The sequence below is a fragment of the Candidatus Zixiibacteriota bacterium genome, from assembly GCA_018820315.1.
In the GTDB taxonomy this organism is placed as follows: domain Bacteria; phylum Zixibacteria; class MSB-5A5; order JAABVY01; family JAHJOQ01; genus JAHJOQ01.
Window position 1 is genome coordinate 1 of the sequence record JAHJOQ010000060.1, and the last position, 18,177, is coordinate 18,177.

The 18,177-nt window shown below is 50.8% G+C and carries 15 protein-coding genes; all 15 read right to left on the reverse strand.

What is annotated here, in order from left to right; all coding sequences use genetic code 11:
• Positions 1–776 (reverse strand): ATP-binding protein (locus KKH67_05320; protein ID MBU1318602.1); only part of this gene is annotated, 776 nt, incomplete at its 3' end.
• Between the two features lie 127 nt (positions 777–903).
• The gene (locus tag KKH67_05325; GenBank protein ID MBU1318603.1) at positions 904–1,680 is read right to left on the reverse strand and encodes an enoyl-CoA hydratase/isomerase family protein; all 777 of its coding nucleotides are present in this window, start codon (positions 1,678–1,680) and stop codon (positions 904–906) included.
• Between the two features lie 5 nt (positions 1,681–1,685).
• Entirely contained in the window at positions 1,686–2,771 is a 1,086-nt protein-coding gene (gene oah, locus KKH67_05330; GenBank protein ID MBU1318604.1) for a 6-oxocyclohex-1-ene-1-carbonyl-CoA hydratase, read from the reverse strand.
• 82 nt (positions 2,772–2,853) lie between these two features.
• On the reverse strand, positions 2,854–3,909 hold the full coding sequence (had, locus tag KKH67_05335; GenBank protein ID MBU1318605.1) for a 6-hydroxycyclohex-1-ene-1-carbonyl-CoA dehydrogenase: 1,056 nt from the start codon (positions 3,907–3,909) through the stop codon (positions 2,854–2,856).
• A 99-nt stretch (positions 3,910–4,008) separates the two neighbouring features.
• Positions 4,009–4,959, reverse strand: a complete 951-nt coding sequence (locus tag KKH67_05340) for a ketopantoate reductase family protein (protein MBU1318606.1) — start codon at positions 4,957–4,959, stop codon at positions 4,009–4,011.
• A gap of 15 nt (positions 4,960–4,974) precedes the next feature.
• Positions 4,975–6,387 carry a sodium:solute symporter family protein gene (locus KKH67_05345; protein ID MBU1318607.1) on the reverse strand — a complete coding sequence of 471 codons (1,413 nt, stop codon included), beginning with the start codon at positions 6,385–6,387 and terminating at the stop codon, positions 4,975–4,977.
• A gap of 13 nt (positions 6,388–6,400) precedes the next feature.
• Positions 6,401–8,491 carry an acetate--CoA ligase family protein gene (locus KKH67_05350; GenBank protein MBU1318608.1) on the reverse strand — a complete coding sequence of 697 codons (2,091 nt, stop codon included), beginning with the start codon at positions 8,489–8,491 and terminating at the stop codon, positions 6,401–6,403.
• Positions 8,484–9,272, reverse strand: coding sequence for an ATPase (locus tag KKH67_05355; protein ID MBU1318609.1), 789 nt, complete (start codon positions 9,270–9,272; stop codon positions 8,484–8,486). The genes KKH67_05350 and KKH67_05355 overlap by 8 nt, the downstream gene beginning before the upstream one ends.
• Positions 9,273–9,302: 30 nt before the next feature.
• A complete protein-coding gene (locus KKH67_05360; protein ID MBU1318610.1) occupies positions 9,303–10,550 on the reverse strand; it encodes a 2-hydroxyacyl-CoA dehydratase family protein in 1,248 nt (415 codons plus the stop codon).
• A 20-nt stretch (positions 10,551–10,570) separates the two neighbouring features.
• On the reverse strand, positions 10,571–12,658 hold the full coding sequence (locus KKH67_05365) for a hypothetical protein (protein MBU1318611.1): 2,088 nt from the start codon (positions 12,656–12,658) through the stop codon (positions 10,571–10,573).
• Entirely contained in the window at positions 12,655–13,869 is a 1,215-nt protein-coding gene (locus KKH67_05370) for a hypothetical protein (protein MBU1318612.1), read from the reverse strand. The genes KKH67_05365 and KKH67_05370 overlap by 4 nt, the downstream gene beginning before the upstream one ends.
• Positions 13,870–14,045: 176 nt before the next feature.
• Entirely contained in the window at positions 14,046–14,537 is a 492-nt protein-coding gene (gene moaC / locus KKH67_05375; protein ID MBU1318613.1) for a cyclic pyranopterin monophosphate synthase MoaC, read from the reverse strand.
• A 37-nt stretch (positions 14,538–14,574) separates the two neighbouring features.
• Entirely contained in the window at positions 14,575–15,075 is a 501-nt protein-coding gene (locus KKH67_05380) for a MogA/MoaB family molybdenum cofactor biosynthesis protein (protein ID MBU1318614.1), read from the reverse strand.
• Between the two features lie 134 nt (positions 15,076–15,209).
• Positions 15,210–15,437: a hypothetical protein gene (locus KKH67_05385; GenBank protein MBU1318615.1), complete on the reverse strand. Its 228-nt coding sequence runs from the start codon at positions 15,435–15,437 to the stop codon at positions 15,210–15,212.
• Between the two features lie 161 nt (positions 15,438–15,598).
• Complete coding sequence (locus tag KKH67_05390) at positions 15,599–18,139, reverse strand: FAD-dependent oxidoreductase (GenBank protein ID MBU1318616.1); 2,541 nt, start codon at positions 18,137–18,139, stop codon at positions 15,599–15,601.
• Between the last annotated feature and the right edge of the window lie 38 nt (positions 18,140–18,177).

Below are 18,177 nucleotides of genomic sequence, written 5' to 3' on the forward strand. Positions count from 1 at the left end.
GCACCGTCATCAATCATCACCTGTACACTTGCTCTTAGCGCGCGTTGTAACGAACATTGATCTGGTGCTAGAGACACAGACTTCAGGTTAGGAATGAAATTCCCCATGGTCTGGGCGATCTGTTTCGAGACGCGCTCTCGTACAGGACGTTGGAGCTCATCAAGTTCTCGAATTGACTTCTTATAACTTTCGCTTTTCTCAATGGAGGCGAGTTCAGCCTCAAGTAGCTCGTTTACAACTGCATGTGCCATCTCCGAAGTTCGCGTTGCTGGTATATATTGGACGAGTATCTTGCTGCCTATAAATTCCGCGATCTGAGGAGCTTTAGTCTTAAGGTACTTCTTCGCCTTTCCCTGTATCATTACGTCGAACACTGCGTCCTCTTGGCCCAGATCAAGTTTGACCTTCAGGTCTGTTTGGAGATTGCTCTCGACTCTTGTTCTGAAGTCTTGAAAGTCCGCCTTCGTCAACTTAAACGTAAAATAGAGCGATGTACCAGAGTCTGGTTTTGATGCCTGTAAGGAAACGGGGAAATCTCGGATCCAGTCATAGTCAAACCTTTCCATTTCACGATAGCGTAACCGCATCCGACTCCTCCGAGTTGTGGCTACCGCTCGTCCGCGCGAAAGCAACTTCAGTCCAAGTCCCAAAGCGCGAAGGATGTTCGATTTCCCTTCGTTATTCGGTCCTACCAGAACCGTGTACTCAGAAAGGGGAAGATTATAGGCAGTAGTGATAGAGCGATAGTTCTGTGCGCTGAATTCCTTGAGTCTCATGGCGTATCCTCAATCCTGCGGCTTAGGACCTAAACGTTCTTACTACTCACCTTTGTCAACTCAATCGCCAGAAGAACCCTTCGTCTCCACCGGATGGACAGAGGTCATGATTTGCGCTGTAGCTCGGCTACCGGTTCTGCCATTCCGGTTTGCGCCGCTCAAGGAATGATTGAATCCCTTCGTTGGCGTCATGCGTGGCCATTAATTCATCGAGGTAAAGCCGCTCCTGTTTCTGGAGTCCATCTTTAATGACGCAATTAAACTCCATTCGCGCAGCTCTAACGGCGTATCTTAATGATGAGGCGCTCTTGGGAAGGATATGTTTCTCAACCCATGCGTCAACGCCCGCCAGCATCGAATCATGATCATCGAATACTTCTGTGGCGAGCCCAATTGCCACCGCTTCCTCCGCCGATATGATCTTGCCGGACAGCAGAAGTTCATCCGCTCTTGCCTGACCTACCTTCATCGGTAGTATCAACGAGGCGGGTGGTGCGAAAACACCGAGATTGATCTCCGGTTGCCCCAGCTTTGCAGATCTGTCCACGAACAGGAAATTACACATCAACGCCAATTCCATTCCACCGCCCAGACATTGGCCGGACACTAACGCTGCCGTTGGAACAGCCAGGTCTGCAAGAGCATAGAACAACGCGTGAAACTCCTTCAACATCTGAGGAGCTTTGTCGTATGTATGTTCTGCGACGCTTGCGCCGAAGCAGAAATGATCCCCCGCGCCGGTGAACTGCAGAAACTTCACGCTACCCTGCTGGCTTACATCGCCCAGTGCCTTCTGCAGATCAGCCATCATCTCGGAATCTAAGACATTCGCTTTGGGTGCGTTCAACGTCAGTCTAACGACCTGGTTGTCGTGCAAGGATTGAGTTAGAATTCTGTCAGACATAATATCTACCTCGGTAATATGGCGTCAAGGAGTTCCTCATCCCACGGATGTCCCTCGGAGAGCATCTTACGAAGCTTAATGAAATCGACTTCCCGGTTACCTTTGGGTCCTTCATTGAATGCTCTGAACCCGGCTTTCGCCTCAGTCATCATGTTCAATCCAAGCCAGTCGCGGTTTGATTGCTGATTTCTGTCCCAGTGTTCCAGTTTCTTCTTTCTCAAACTATTGAGTGTTTTGTTAATGCAGTCCGGCATCAAATACATCATCTTCGTACAGAGAGAATCTACCAACTTGTCCAGAGGTGACAGGTCGATTGTTCCGCCTTTCAGAGTTTCCTTACCCGCTTTCATCTCATCGCCCGATTTTGTTCTGCCATACACGATTTCCCCGGAGTCATCGAGCCATTGATCGGTAATAACCAGCGGATTCCGTACGAATTTGTCATCCACCTTGAGTACCGGGACCGCCTTTGTAATCAGCCCATAATTCTGCGCTTCGTAGGCGGTCCACATCTCGCATAGTGTGCAGCTCTGCATGGCGCGTTCGATCCCAACAAAGAGGTGCAGGAAATCAGTACTGCCGCCTTCCGGAGCACTCCCGTGCCTTGGGCCCGCCTGGCCGAAAACAGCCAAATCACTGGCGATAGTGAAATCGCAAGCCATTCCGATTTCTTGTCCGCCGGCGACTCGCATCCCGTTAACACGGCAGATAACGGGTTTGTCACACATGAGAATTGACGTTATCATGTCATTGAAAAGCCGCATATATTGCTTGTATTCCAACGGCCTGCCTGAATAGTACTCAGCATACTCCTTGGTGTTGCCTCCTGTACAGAATGCCTTATCTCCCACCGCGGTAAAAACAACAGCAACGACTGAACGGTCATTCGAGGCCTTACGAAATGCCAATATGACTTCCTTGACTGCGGCGGTCGTATATGAGTTGTATTGCTTGGGATTGTTTAGTGATATCCAGGCGTTATTCAATCCATCGACCGGATCGCCATTTAGATCCAGACATGGCCGCAACTCGTAGATTATCTCTTTGAATTCTACGTCGACCAAATCGTGACTAACGATATTCATACCCATTCTCTACTCTCCTATTCTGACAGATATTGTCATTCTGCAATTCCTGACCTCTCAGAATATGTTACCCAAGCAAATAGGCACTCTAAAAGTCAGGAATTAGGACCGATCGTTTCAAGAGTTTATGTTCTAACGTCTGTTGAAATATGTCGTTAATCTGTGACAATCCGAAAGTGTCAGTAAACGGTTTAAGTTTCAGCTTACCTTCAGTTGTTAGATTTATGACATCGGTATAGAGCTCAGGCTTGCATCCCCAGGTACCGATAAGTTTTGCATCAAAAGCCATGAGGTTGCTGAGACGGACTTCCAACTTATCGAGAGTGAATCCGACGATGGAAAGCGTCCCTGCAATACCTAAAAGAGCAAAAGCCAATTCCTGGCCTGCTTTGGTGCCAGACATCTCGAAGATCTTCCACCCGAACGGTGACGCACCCAACTCCTTGCAAGCATCCTTCACTTTCTTCTTTATCTCTTTGATATCGAGACCTTTGGAATTCAACCCGGTTGACACGCCGACCTCCGCAAGCTGATCCAGTTTGTCCTGCGCTATGTCGATCGCAAGGACCCTGGCTCCCAAAATCTTCGCTAGTTGGGCCGCATAGATGCCTATGCCACCTACGCCGATGACGATGGCAAAGTCACCCTCCTGCAGATCACTCTTGACGATGACCTGATATGGTGTCGATACGGCATCAGCAATGACTGAGAGTTCTGCCAGCGAATGAGTCTCCAAAGCTGCATCAGGCACCAACGTCAGGTATCGGGCTGGAACAACGACATGGCTGGCAAACCCTCCATTGAAATCGTTGCCCGGCATCTTCTGATTCTGGCAGATATTGCTCTGTCCTTTCTTGCACAACTCACATTCGCCGCAAGGCAGAACTGCCGGAATAATGACTGGTTTACCTTTGAATTCAGAGGGTCCCTTGAGAACCGTGCCGCTGATCTCATGTCCCAATACAAGGGGCAATTCGTGGCGTGTCGGAACCCCGTAATGCCAGAAACTTAGATCGGTATGGCAGACGCCACATCCGGCAACCTCGACTAAGGCCTCACCCTCGCCGATTTCCGGTACTGGGAAAGTAACCTGTTCAAAGGGCTTATCCTTCGCAGTCATTTGATAAGCGCGTATTTCTTCCATGATTATCTCCTTCGGAGCATCATACGGATAATTACGTGGAGTGTCAACTGCAATCTCGTTTTCAGTGACCTTCTGCTTCTATTTGCGATATGATTGCATTCATTTCGCTGAGTGTTCCATCATGTGAACCAGGCAGGTTATTGTCTGGTTGACAGGAGTGGGCAGGTTATGCTTACGTCCGTACTCTGCGATTCTCCCATTCAGATAATCAATCTCTGTCAGAAGACCATTATCCAAATCTACAAGCATTGAGGGGCGATGGTATCCGGCGCCTTTCAGGTAATTGATGCTGAACTCGCGGAAATCTCTCTTGAGACTAATCCCCTCGGCTTCGGCCACGCGAAGCGATTCATCAATGATTGCCTTCACAAGCGCCAGACCATCAGGGGAGTCCATGACATCTTTCATCGTTAGCTTGGTAATTGCACAGACCGGGGAAAGAGCAGAATTCAAGATAGCTTTCTCCCAGGCATGATCTCGGAAGTCAGCAGAGACTTCTGTCTTCAGATCAACGGAGTTAAGCATTTTGACGATCCTGTTTGCTATTGCTTCTCCTCTCTTTGTCAAGGCTGAGATATAGTTGGGCGGATTGAAGAACATAACATTCACGGTATTAGGACTTGACATACTCCCGGCAAAATTCACAGCCATTCGTAGCGTTCTGTCATCACCAAGAATCTCGGCCACCTCCTGTTCGTTGTCCAGACCATTTTGGGCGCACATTACGTATGCGTCCTCCGGAACAATCTCTGAGATGATGGAGACCACTTTCTTAAGGTTTGGAGTTTTCACGGACACGACAACAAGATCAAGATCGTACTCTTTCAACTCCTGAACCGAATAGCATGCTTCCTCAACACTGACTTCCTTCTGGATGGTGTTCTCTAAACGGACTCCCTCCTTCTTGATCAGATCGATCTTCTCACGATCAATATCACACGGAACAACAAATGCTCCCGCATCAATGAAATGCGCCGTCAGCCCCGAGCCAGTGGGCCCCATACCGATCACGCCTACGCGCAACCGGGCATCATCGGATTTTTCTGTCATAATTATCTCCGAAGTTCAGTTGCGTACTAGTATTCTTCTTTTATCCACCACTGCCACGACAAGAAACGTCACAAGACTTACTATCCAACAGAGAAATATCGGGTGAGCTAATCCCGCTTCCTTGAAGAAGGAGGGGACCTGAGGGAAAGTAAGCCAGACTGTAAGGGCTCCCATCGCCATAAGCAAGGTCCACACCGCGTGAGAACGCCTGCATACTTGAGGCCAGAATATAGTCATCAATGTCAGCAGAGTGTATGCGGTGGTCAAGGTCAGACCGATGAGCAATGTCTTGAGGATGCCTGATACCGAAACAGCAAGAATATATGTGACAACACTCAACGCCAGGACCGAAATTCGAGAGACAACTCTCTCTCCTTTTTCATCGAGGCCAGGAGCCACGAATCTCTTGACCAGGTCTCCCACAACCAAAGTGGCGCTTCCAATCAGGAGGGCGGATGCGGTCGACACATCGGCTGCCCAGAGCCCTGCAAGAATAACACCTGCCACGAACGGACTCAGACTCAGAACCATGCGAGGAAGAGCTTCGGTGGGAACAATCCCCGGATGAAGAACTGCCGCGGCAACACCAATCAATGCGCTGACGAAGCCAATAGGCAGGATGATCAAGCCGCCCATTATGAAGCCCTTTCTGGCAGATTGACCGTCCTTGGCAGCAAAACTAATCTGGACGATCGATTGCACCGAAAAAACCGTTGTGCACATAACCACAAACCACGCGATAATCAAACCCCAACCAATCGCCCCAAGATCGAAACCGGGATGCTGAGGCGGGAGTTTGGACACAATGTCGCCGATTCCTCCAACTTTGCCCACCGCCATGATGGCTCCCAGGACAACTCCCGCGTATATGAACGTCACATTGATGATATTTGTTATGCCTGCCGCCCAGAAACCCCCGATCAGAGTTGTGCCGACGAAGACAATCGCAGTAACCAGCATCCCTGTCTGGAAGCTGAATACTTCGGGAAGCAAAGATGAAAGAATAGCACCACCGGCCACATACTGGAGGGATGTGATGACAACCTGAAGGACCAACTGCCCGATCACCCCGATTACCCGACCGGAGACGTTGTAGTGTCTTTCAAAAAGTTCCGGCAGTGTGGAGACTTCCAATCGACGATAACGGTGAGCTGCAAATAGGCCAACCAGTAGTGCACCTGCTGCCCAGGCGGCATTATACCACCCGGCTGATATTCCAGAACTGTAGGCTCGCTCCGCAACGCCAATAGTGGATGCTCCACCGACAGCCAGACCAGTCAGAAGAGGGGCAATAACCCAGGATGGAAGATTGCGTCCCGCCAATAGATACGCTATCATCCCTCCTCGACTGAGATGTCGGGTCAACCAGGTAATGGCAAAGAGGAGAACGATGTACGAACAGACAATGCTCAGGGGAATCCAGTTCATCGTCAACTCATTCTTATCCGGCGTTTGATGTTTTCAGGCGGGCATCAACCACTTCTACGCCTTTTCCTTCTTCAAACGCAAAGACAGGATTCAAGTCCATTTCGTCTATTTCCGGGAAATCGGAGCAGAGCTGCGATAGTCGCATTAAGGTCTCAGCCAGCTTGTCTATGTCAGCCGGTTTTGCCCCTCTTGCACCCTGTAGAATAGGGTACCCCTTGATCGAGGAGATCATCCAATTGGCATCCTGTTGTGAAAGCGGCGCCAGCCTGAATTGAACATCCTTGAGAGTCTCCACAAAGATACCACCCAAACCAAACATAAGCATCGGCCCAAGACCGGCAGTTGCTTTGGCTCCCATGATCACCTCTGTGCCAGCGACCACGTGTTCCTGGAGAATGAAACCGGGCTTATGTTCTTTGAATTGCGAGGACATTCTGTCGAATGCGTCCAGAAGTGAAGCCTCATCCTCAAGATTCAGACAAACACCCCCGGCATCTGACTTATGAACGATTCCTTCTGCATCGACCTTCAAAACCAGCGGATACTTGAGCTTCTGCGCTTCCTTCTTAAGATCCTTCTCGGTGTCTATCCGTACGGATTTCACGGTCGGAATTCCGTAGCACTGAAGCAACTCAAATACGTCGGCTTGTGGTAAGAACTTCTCCTGACCACGGTAACGGCTCATGATCCCTGCTGCCTTTTCGTTGTCAGTCTTATACTCCACATACTCAGGGGTTTCTCTCCGCAGAATCTGACCATATTTGATCAGTGCTGCAAGAGCTCTCGATGCTGATTCGGGGAAATTGTATACGGGAATGCCGCTTTCTCTGATTAACCGAATAACTTCACCGAATTTCTCTTCAATAGTGAGGATTATACAAATGATCGGTTTTTCAGCAGTCGCTCCGATCTCAGCAAGCTTGCGAGCCACAGCTTCGCAGTCGACAAAAGGAGGCGTGACGAAACAGAGAATAAGCGAATCCGTATTCGGGTCTTTCAGGAGAAGCTCGACAGCTCCGCCATACTCCTTAGCACCGGCAGTCGCAATCACATCGACCGGGTTGGAGACAATTGCTTCGGAGAAGAGCAGTTCCCCTAGCGCCTTTCCGGTATCGGGACTCAACTTCGCCAATTTCAGGCCGGATGAAATGCATTCATCGACAGCAATAATTGCCGGTCCCCCGGTATTCGTGACAATGACGATATTCTCAGATTTCGGGATCGGCTGTGTTGAGAAGGAGATGGCGGCTTCAACCATTTCCTGCTGAGAGTGAAAGCGCATGACACCGCTTTTCTCGAAGATTGCATCCGACAATGTTTCCTGCTCCAGCAGGGAGCCGGTATGTGAAGCAACAGCCGCGACTCCCTCGGATGTCTTTCCAGTCTTCAAAGCCAAGATAGGCTTCTTTCTGGTAACCCTGCTGGCGACTTCGAGAAAACCGGCGGGATCCTTGAGTGTCTCGATATGTACCATGATGGCTTTGGTCTCTTCGTCCTGACCAAAGTAATCAATGATTTCATTCATACTCACATCAGCTTCATTCCCGAAGCTGGAGTACATCCTTATTCCGATACCGATGCGATGAAGCTCCAGTTTCAATGTCTCGCCAACACCTCCACTCTGCGCTACTATTGAGATGTTCCCGGGTGTCATCGGCACAAAAGTGAAGTTGGCATAGATCGATACGGATGGATCGGAATTCTGAATTCCCTGGGAGTTGGGCCCGTAGATGCGCATTCCGTACTTGTGTGCAATCTCGACTATCTGCTTTTCGAGTGCGAGCCCCTCTTCGCCTACCTCTTTGAAGCCGGCCGTATGAACAATGGCAAACTTCACACCCTTCTTGCCACAGTCTTCGAGGACAGCGGGAACCAGAGAGTTCTTAATGGATATGTTCACAAGATCTATTTCATCCGGCACATCGCCCACAGATGGATACGTCCTGAAGCTTTTGATGACCTTTGATTTTGGATTGATAGGATATATGGGGCCTTTGAAATCATGGTCAACAAGGTTCTGGATTACGATGTGGCCGATACTCAAGGGGTTATTTGAAGCGCCGATAATCGCCACTGATCTGGGTTTGAATAAACCGTCAAGCATTCTGACCTCCTCTGGTATCTAAAGAGTACAGAGCCGCACCAAACGCGCCTGTCAACTGCGGAAGCGGGGGAACGGAAATTTCCCTTCCCAGTCTCTCTTCAAACATCTTAACAAGGTATGGATTGTGGGCCACCACTCCTCCACTCATCACTATATCTCCATTCATTGAGTCCATCTCAAGGACTCTCTTGATTACTGAAACAAAAATGCCCTTTATGATGTCCGCCACGTCGATGCCTTCTCTTATTTTGGCCAGGATTTCGGTACCGGTGAATACAGTGCAATAGCTGCCGATTTGAATACTATTTCCCGCCTTTTGAGCTAGCCCATCGAGTTTCCCCAACTCAATCTTCAGACGATTTGCAATCTCTTCGAGAAACGCGCCGGTGCCAGCAGCACATTTCCGATTCATCTTGAAGCTGGTTCTCTTTCCGGCATCATTGATTTTTATGATCTTGCTGTCCTGCCCTCCGATGTCGATCAAGGTGTGGGCGCGGGGAAAATAGTGGAAGCTGCCGGTGGCATGGCAGCTTATCTCGGTTCTTGTGTCGTCGGCATACGGAACATTTCGTCTCCCGTATCCAGTTGTCACTGTAGTACATTCGCCCATGTCCAGACAGCCGGCTTTCTTACGAGCTGTCCGAAAGGCCTGGTCGGCTGCAGATTCAAAATCAGCTCCGGAATCGTTTACCGAATGGCCGAGAATCTCTTTTTTTTCGTTGATAATGATCGCCTTAGTAGTGGAGGCGCCTATATCAATCCCTGCAAAAAAGTTCTTCAAAACCGTTTACACATGTCCATGGCATAGATATCATCTACTAGTCTCTAATTGCTCTATAAAGGCTTCGATATTGGTCTTAGCCTGCTCTTCGGAGAAACAGCGCAGGTCATTCAAATCGCCATTAATGGTTACCGTAGGAATGTTAAGTCTCTTCTCGAGCCTCTCGGGCATGCCATAGCGATTATTGGAGTTGTTTGGACACGTCTTGGCATCATGGAAGAGAATTCCATCCAGCTTGAACCTCTTGACGATGTCTTCGATGTATTTCTCCTTGAAATTCTCGTCTCTTACAATGAATATCTCGGTATAGGCCCTGGCCATGCTCAGAATCGGGTCAGCCGGGTCGAAGGCCTCGAAAATCCAGCTGTTGCAGTAGGTAGAAGCGATTACAGCTGTGTTAAACCCGATGAAAAACTCTGACATGTCTCTCAGCTTGCCCCAGATTGGCATCCCCTCCCAGTAGAGGCGGAATTTCTCGCCCTCAACCGCTCCCACACCATTCTTGGCTCTTTCCTCCAATTCCTTCAGAAGCAGCTCGTAGTATTCAACGGCGGTTTCAGAACCCCTCAGGACAACAGCAGGTCCCATATGTATCGTCGCGTCAAAGAAACTGAGAGGAGCCGGAGCCGACATGTTAGTTTCCAGGACTTTCTTCCATGATGCGCTGCATTTCTTGGACAAGGCCACAACCTCTCGGAATCTGTCGATATCGAACTTGTTGCCTGAAATCTTCTCCAGAGGAGGGATTATATCCTTTATCTGTTGGACTATGCCCTCAAGGACTTCATCGGTGATCTTGCCGATATTCCGGAATGAGGAGATTCCCATTATGGGAACCTGGAACTCCCTCGAATACCAGGAGAGCCAATCCTGGACATCGCGGCATTGATTGGTGTTGAATACCAGCACATCGGGTTTGGGCAAACCCTCGATTCCCTCATAAGCTCGCGTAAGCGGGGTTTCCTTTCTCAGATAAGCTCCAACATCGCTTGTAAGATATGAGCATATATCAGGGGAGTAACCAATAGCATTGGCGGCCGGTATGCAGTTGGTAGCCATCCGCGTGGCTCCCAGCATGGCTCCGTGATTCTCCGGATAATAGACACGAAATCCCAGACTCAATAACAACTCGGCGGGTCCGACACTTGTACACCAGGCGACTTTTTGCGAGTCATCGCGGGCAGCAGCGTCCAATTCATAGAAGTAGTCGGCCATTATTTTTCTCATCTGGCCGGTAGCCTGAATCTTTTTTATGGTAGCTTTCTTTTCCTCACCCATCGCTAACTCCGATGACATCTCTAAACGTTCATGATCTTCGCGCATTCCGTACCGATGACACCCTTCTGGCAAACGCGGGAACTCATGAACCCGGCAGAGTGCTTTGCCTGCACGTCAAGCGCCTCAGCAAGTGAAGAGTTACATGACTCCCGGATGCAGTCCATAATAGCCTTTCGGGCTGCGTCTATCGCAGGGTTGTTGGCATTCGGCAGGCTAGTTTCTGTCGGCATCCCACTCAATGCTTCCTTCGCTACTTTCCTCCGCTGGATTGGACCCTGGTCTCCCTCCATTGCTATCTTCCAGGCGGTTTGCAGTGAATCTTCCATAGATCCCACGAAGTCCACCAGCCAGCCGACGGCGTCTCCGGCATTAACCGGTCTTCCGGTCAGCAACAGATTCAGGAGTTTGGGCCAGTCCTCGGAGCGAGTTTTCCTGAACGGCCAGTGACATCCTTCCATTCCGGGGACAACGGGCAGTGTTACTTCCGGCATGCCTAAGGTGCTGCCTTCCGTTGCGACAAGATAATGGCAATGCAAAAGCAACTCCAGGAATCCTCCCAGGCAGCGCTTACCGTTTATGAAACCGACCGAAACCTTGAATTTGTTTTCGAATCGTCTTGCCGTTCGCGACCATGTGCTCGAAATCTGCAAGCCTTTCTCCGCCTTGCTGAGAGCAGGGAAGAACTCGCTCGTATCGGCGCCGACCATCTGCGATGCAAGATGAAAATCGCCGGTAACAATCACGCGGTCAATTCCGTCGTTCAGCAGCCAATCGATAGCTCGGTTCACTTCAGCGTCAACATCGCTGTTGTAGCTTTCCCGGCCAATCGTAATAACGCCCACATTTCCATCGTGTTCAGCATTGACATAAAGCTGTTGCCATTCCTGTCCTTCGATCTGGCTGAACGCATCAGGATACCAGCAGCATCCAGCTGCCTCGGGATGCAACGTGTGATAAGATTCAACCTTCTTGATTGCGGAGTCCGCTCCCAGTCCTCGGATGTATGCCAGAATCCCCGGGCGGAATTGGGCACACAACTCACCGATAGCGTTAATGTGGGACAGGTGCGACCTTCTCTCGTGCAGCATCAGGCTGGTCATCTGGATCACAGGACCGAGTATCCAACTCTGGAAATCAGCTTCCTCATCGTCGCCCAGCGACCAATCAACCAATGGCCTGAAATGGTTCAAAGGATACCAGTTCTGCCCGCTTTCTCTGTGTTCATCCAACTCGGGAGTCGGAGTGAACAGTGCCCCGTATTCTTCGCTCAGATGATGCAGGCACGACCATGTCAGGAAGTTGGCTCCCTGTGCGCCGATAGCATCATGCGCACGGAATGGATTGGGTCCGATCTGCTTTCGGACGAACTTGTCAATCTTCCAGAAAGGCATGTTGGAAGCCCGATGATACCTCAATCCCGCAAGGGTCAAACCGCAAAAGAGAACATCCAGAACAAAAGACCAGTGATCGCTGACAGGTGTTGGTATCATACCCAGCGCCCAAAAAAGCTGAGTAGCTGGAGAAGCACTTGGTTCCACAATCTCCCACACTTTGTTGATTTGGTGAGGAAAAGCCGGATGGGCAATGCCTACGCCCAACTCAGAGCTTGGGAATCCTGACGTTACCGAACGAATCTCTATGGCGGGGAAAGTCTCTCTGAAAATCCCGTAATGGGCTTTCTTGATATCGAGTATTTCAGGTATCGCTTCCAAAAGAAAGCAGGGGCGAAATCCTTTTAGCTCAGATGGGAGCTGCCGACCGTCATAGTTCATCCTGATAACATTCGCCATGATCTTGTCAGCCTTTTCCTGCCCAAATGAGGCTCTCAATCCCTGGTATTGATCGCCAATGCCATCTGATGCGCCGGGAAAATCCAGACCGATCATCGTGACGCCGTACGGCAGCAATCTGGAACCGAGTTGCATGGTCTTTCCAGCTCCGACTATTCCGTTTGCGCCGGAGATAACCATCGCTCCGCGATTACCGGATTCACCAAAAATCTGATCTACAAGGTTTCCGGCCGTCGCAGGCATCTGCCCACGCCGGAAAATATCGAGGACGGTACCCAGCCCCAATGTCTCGAGAGTTGGCTGCCTTAGTGATTTCATCTCTGGCTCCCTCCGTCATTCACCTTGAAGATAGCTGCAATAGCAATGTCACCGGCAGCACAGCCCAAAATCAGCACGTAGCCACCGCCCAGTGAAACCGCCTCTTCCAGAGCTTCGATTACTACTCTTGTCAGCGTCGGTCCTTGAGGATGTCCCCAGACCAGCGGGCAACCGGTTGTATTCATCTTCTTCCAGTCATATTCCAGCAGCTTAGCGAAAATGACATCATTGACCGCGAACGGATTGTGGTTCTTGACCACTACCATATCATCCATCGTCAGAACTGTCTTGCTTAGCAGCTTCTTCACGGCAAGGGCCGGAGCCTCTGGCATGAGACTAGGAAGGGTCCTTATCTCGGCCTTGGCCACGAGTTGAATGTCTATCTCGGGTCGGGGACTGAGTTCACGTGCCTTCTCCTGATTGGTTACGAGCAGGGTGGCCATCCCGTCTGAGGCATGAGTCTGAGTACCGGCTGTCACACAGGTATCGAGCTCGTGCATCGCTCTCAACCCGTCAAGCGACAATTGACGAACACCTGCGTCCGAGTCGATCCGTCCTAAGTGACGACCTTGAATATTCAGCACATCAAGAGGAATAAGGACTCTGTCAAGAAACCCGGAGTCTTTCGCCTTGAAATACTGTTCATAGCGGTAGAAAGCTAACTCGTCAACTTCTCTGCGATCACTCCTGTGCTTTCGCGCTGCCATGCCGGCACACGCAATCATTGCCCTGCCTGTGGCAGGATCGAAACCGAAATTATCCCAGACGTCGCTGAGTGCCATCGTTCTTTCATATGCCCGCCGCTCAGGAAAAACACCAACAGGTGAGTCACTCGTCCGATCGAATGTAAGAACGCCCACAACGTCGTTCGCACCGGTCTGTATCTCAGCGGCTGCGGAGATAACGGCCTGAAGTCCAGTTGCGCACGCCTGTTCCATGTGATATCCGGGAATCCTGCGACCGAGACAACTCGCCACCAACGGGGCGGTCCAGAATTTCCAGTGCCACGGAATGGTCGATCCGATGATTAAATACTCAAGCACACTGGTTGGGACCTTCCGTATGCCCATAATCCTGTTCATCGCCTCACCGGCAAACTGTCCAATATTAACCTCCGCCAAAGCGGTCGTTTGCCAGGCAGGGAAGAAGCTACTGCCCCAAGTGCCGTACGGAACCCTGGCTCTGGCAAACATCGGAGCAACCTCAATCATCGCTGTCTCCTCTGGTTCTTGTCATTGTCCATGCTGAATGTTCAAGCCCGTTAAGATCACTATCGAGGATTTCCCGATATCTTCTGGTTAACCCGGGCCGATATCAACACGTTATACTAATTGAGATTGCCTGCGATGGCAAGTACTTTCGGTGGTGGGTCCGGGAGACCGGTTCTTCAACTGGCATCCTCCCTGCTCCAGTTGCCGCTTTGCCCGCCGCTCTTCTCCACCAGCTGGATCGATTCAATAGTCATGTCTCTATCGATAGCCTTTCCCATATCATAGATAGTCAATGCGGCAGTCGATACCGCAACGAGAGCCTCCATCTCAACACCGGTCTTGTAATGGGTACGGGCTTCCGCCCTAATTTTCACCATCGGAGGATATTCCACAAGCTTCAGATCAACCGCAATGAACGTCAGAGGCAGCGTATGGCACAGCGGAATAATGTCCGATGTCCTCTTAGCAGCCTGGATGCCGGCTATACGGGCCGCCGACAGGGCGTCTCCCTTATCGAGAGTATTCTCCTGCAGTTCCTGGAGAAGCTCTTTCGATATCCGTACTTCTGCCGACGCGACGGCGCATCTCTCAGAATTCGGTTTGCCGCTGACATCCACCATACGAACCTCTCCCTTTTCACCAATATGGCTGAGTTTCTTCCTTTTCATCCTTATCCGCCGATTTTCCACGTATACCGAGTCGATATCATGGGTCCGGCGATCCTCCAGTTATCAGCTCCAGCGCATGTTCCAGAGCCGGTTCGATGACTTTTAGGTTCTCCATCGCGCCCTTCGGGCTCCCGGGGAGATTGATGATAAGACTGTTGCCGACACAGCCGACCACGGCTCTTGATAGGATTGCGTGAGGTGTTATTTCTAAGGATGCCCTTCGCATCGCCTCCTCCATCCCCGGGATACGCCGCTCAATAACTTCGAGAGTCGCCTCTGGTGTGACATCTCTGGGGCCAAGACCAGTACCTCCCGATACCAGTATCACGTTGATCATATCCTCGCTGACCCACTTCTGTAAGACTGATACAATAGATTGTCTGTCATCCGGAACGATATCCAGGAAGACCACATCATACCCCAGACTCTGAAGATACTTCCTCAATCCAGGTCCGGTCTTATCAGAACGCACTCCTTCGAATGACCGGTCACTCGCAACCATAACTGCTGCGCTAAAACGGACACTTCTTGTTTGCATTGTTCAAGAAACCTCGACGCCTCGATTAGGGCCTGCCCGGCAGATCCTGGGTGCCTCTGTCCTGTTCAAAGTAATATTTCGATAGGCCTTAGCCACTGACATATCGTGTCGAATCATTAATCACCATCAGTCATCTATTTGTGATGCGACTCTTTTCTTGTGAAAATCATTACCGTATCATCATTCTCGTCTTCAAAACAGACAGAGCAGTCATTCTGATCGAGCTCCTTGACTGGAATTGTCTTGACCTCATATCCCAGCGTACGGTAGTTCTCGATCGCTTCCTGCAGACGGGAGCCAGACGCTGTGAATCGCTGGACCCATCCTTCTGATTTCAGTCTGTCGACAGATTCTGGTCTCATTACAGCGATCGTTACTCCATACTATCCAGCATCAAGGTGACGCTGCTGTTGACGGCAGATCTTTGGATCTCACGACTCCTGTCCACGTCTGCATCTTCTTGTTGCCAGGCTCCCAGCACAAAGTATGCACCTGTTATACGTCATCAACTGCGACAAGGTGATTAGAATAAATCGTCCAAATCGTCATCGCTCCCGCCGCCACCGGGCAACTCTCCGTGCTCCTGAAGATACTGCTGGATTAGTTCGCTTTCCCGTTTCGTATACATGGGATCCTCTTCCCACAAGAACCATTTGGCGTTTCCGGGATTTTCGAGCCAACTCCTAAGGTCCTGCCGCATATTCGGCGTTCCCGTAATGCGAATTATCCTCTTCTCATCATTGAGCAACTGAAAAACACCTTCTACATCCGGCACAGAATCCATAGCCTCTTCATTCAATGGTAACCATCGCTCAGGAGGCAGGACAACCGGCGTAATCTGTCGTCTAAGATGACATTGCAGGCAGCGCTGGGCCTCTAACATCGCCTCCTGTTCCGAAAGGGTCTGTTGAATAAGGCCAAAACCGGATTTCCGTTCCTCAGGGTCTGCAGACCTGCATTGTTGCCTGTGTTGCAGGAACTGATCCCGGGAAACATCTGCTGTCGGGATATCGATCTCGGCCGAAGTTTGGTCCGAATCAGCAAGGCCGTTGCCTCCGATGTATCTGTCGATTATATCTGCGACACGCCGTCCATCTGCTATTGCTTCGACAACGGATGAAGGACCTCGGATCATATCGCCAGCAGCAAAGACACCTTCCAAACCGAAGGAAAAGTCCTTATCCACGTTCAAAGCGGCTCCGGGTCCCCTCGACAGGTTCTTAACATGGTTCAGCGGCTCAAGATCGACTTGCTGGCCAATAGTCACGATGACCGATTGAGCCGAGATATGTTTGATTTCGCTTTCATCATATTGTGGGTCAAAGTCACCCTGTTCATCGAATACCCTGGTGCAGCGTTTGAGTTCAATGCCCGATATCCGGCCACGGCTTGATGTGAATTTTCTCGGGCCCCACGAAGGATGAATCTCCACACCCTCCTCTTCTGCCTGAGCAATCTCCCAACTATAAGCAGGCATCTCATCCCGTGACTCTAAGCAGACCAGGTGAACGAAGCGGGCGCCAAGGCGTATAGCGGTCATCGCGGCGTCAACAGCCACATTCCCGCCGCCGATAACCACTACCTGATCGCCCAGCAGTAATTCCTGAGATAGCTTGGCCGATTTCAGGAATTCGAGACCCAGGTATACTCCATCGAGGTCTGAGTTTTCAATCGGTAAGGCCTTGCTTACGGAAGCTCCGATGGTGACAAGAAGAGCATCAAAACCCTGAGATTTGAGTTCGCTTATACGGTTTTCACTGTCGAACCGGTGATCCATGTGAAGGCTTATCCCCAGAGTGTCCAGGACTCCCAGTTCGCCATCCAAGATCTCGGGGGGGAGCCTGTAGTCGGGGATACCATAGCGCAGCATACCTCCCGGTCTGTGTTCTTGATCAAACAGGCTGACTTGATTGCCCAGACTGCCAAGATAATATGCGGCAGTGAGGCCAGTAGGGCCGGAACCGATAATGGCAACTTTCTTGCCCGTATCCGACTTTCTATTGATTGGGCGTGAGTCTGCGTTGACAACAGCATCAGCCACGTAACGTTTCAAGTCGCATATGGCAACCGGTTGATCTATCTCACTCCGGCGACAAACGTCCTCGCATGGATGGAAACAAACATACCCCAAGATGCCTGGAAACGGCACGCGGGAGCGTATGATATCCAGGGCCACACGATTGCGTCCAGCAGCGATTGATCGCACGTAGCCGGGAATATCTATACCGGCCGGGCAATTCGCCACGCAGGGGAGTGGAGAATCTCGCCGGACCGCGGGGACACCTTCCTTGTCGAGTAACGCTCCAGTAGGGCAGACTTCCACACAGGCGCCGCAAAACCGACACTGTGCTTCTTTAAGTCCGGCGCCGGTAAGTGTTCCAACCCATGCCCGATTATTCTTCCAGATCGCCCCCAGGACATCGAGACCTTGGACTTTCCGACAGACTCTAATGCAACGCAGACAACCTATGCACAAGTTGTAATCCCTGGTGAAGAGCGGATCGTTTTCAGTCGACGTGAGCTGTTGGGGAATGTACCTGTGTGTATCGTTAGGAATACCTATATACTCGCTGACCTTTCCCAATTCGCAGCGACCTAATAGAACGCAGCACCGTTCCTCCACCGGAACGTTCGCCGAACAGTCGGTTCGGCTGCACCCCTCCCTTTGATCGCAGGTCAGACACGCGTGGGGGTGATCAGCAAGCAGTTTGCTCAACGCCTCTTTGCGACGCCGTATCACTTCTTTAGTGTCCGTCTGTACGATCAACTCGTCGTCTACTAAGGTTATGCAAGAGTTCACCAGCTCGGGCTGCCCCTCTATCTCAACCAGGCACAGATTACAGTGGGCCTCCTTTCCAATGTTTGCACCCCGGTTCTCTCCGACGATTCTGGTCTCTGCCTGATAAACGACATCGGCCCGGGTCACTTCGCTGACCGGCGACAGGTCGGGATGATGACAGATCCGGGGGATATAGATGCCTGCCGCGTCGGCTGCCTCGATGATGGTTCTCCCCGCGGAGCACTCGATCGACTGTCCATCGATTGTTAGTTTTACTGTGGCCATGGCACTCATGATATGAATCCTATTTGCCCCCTCTTGCT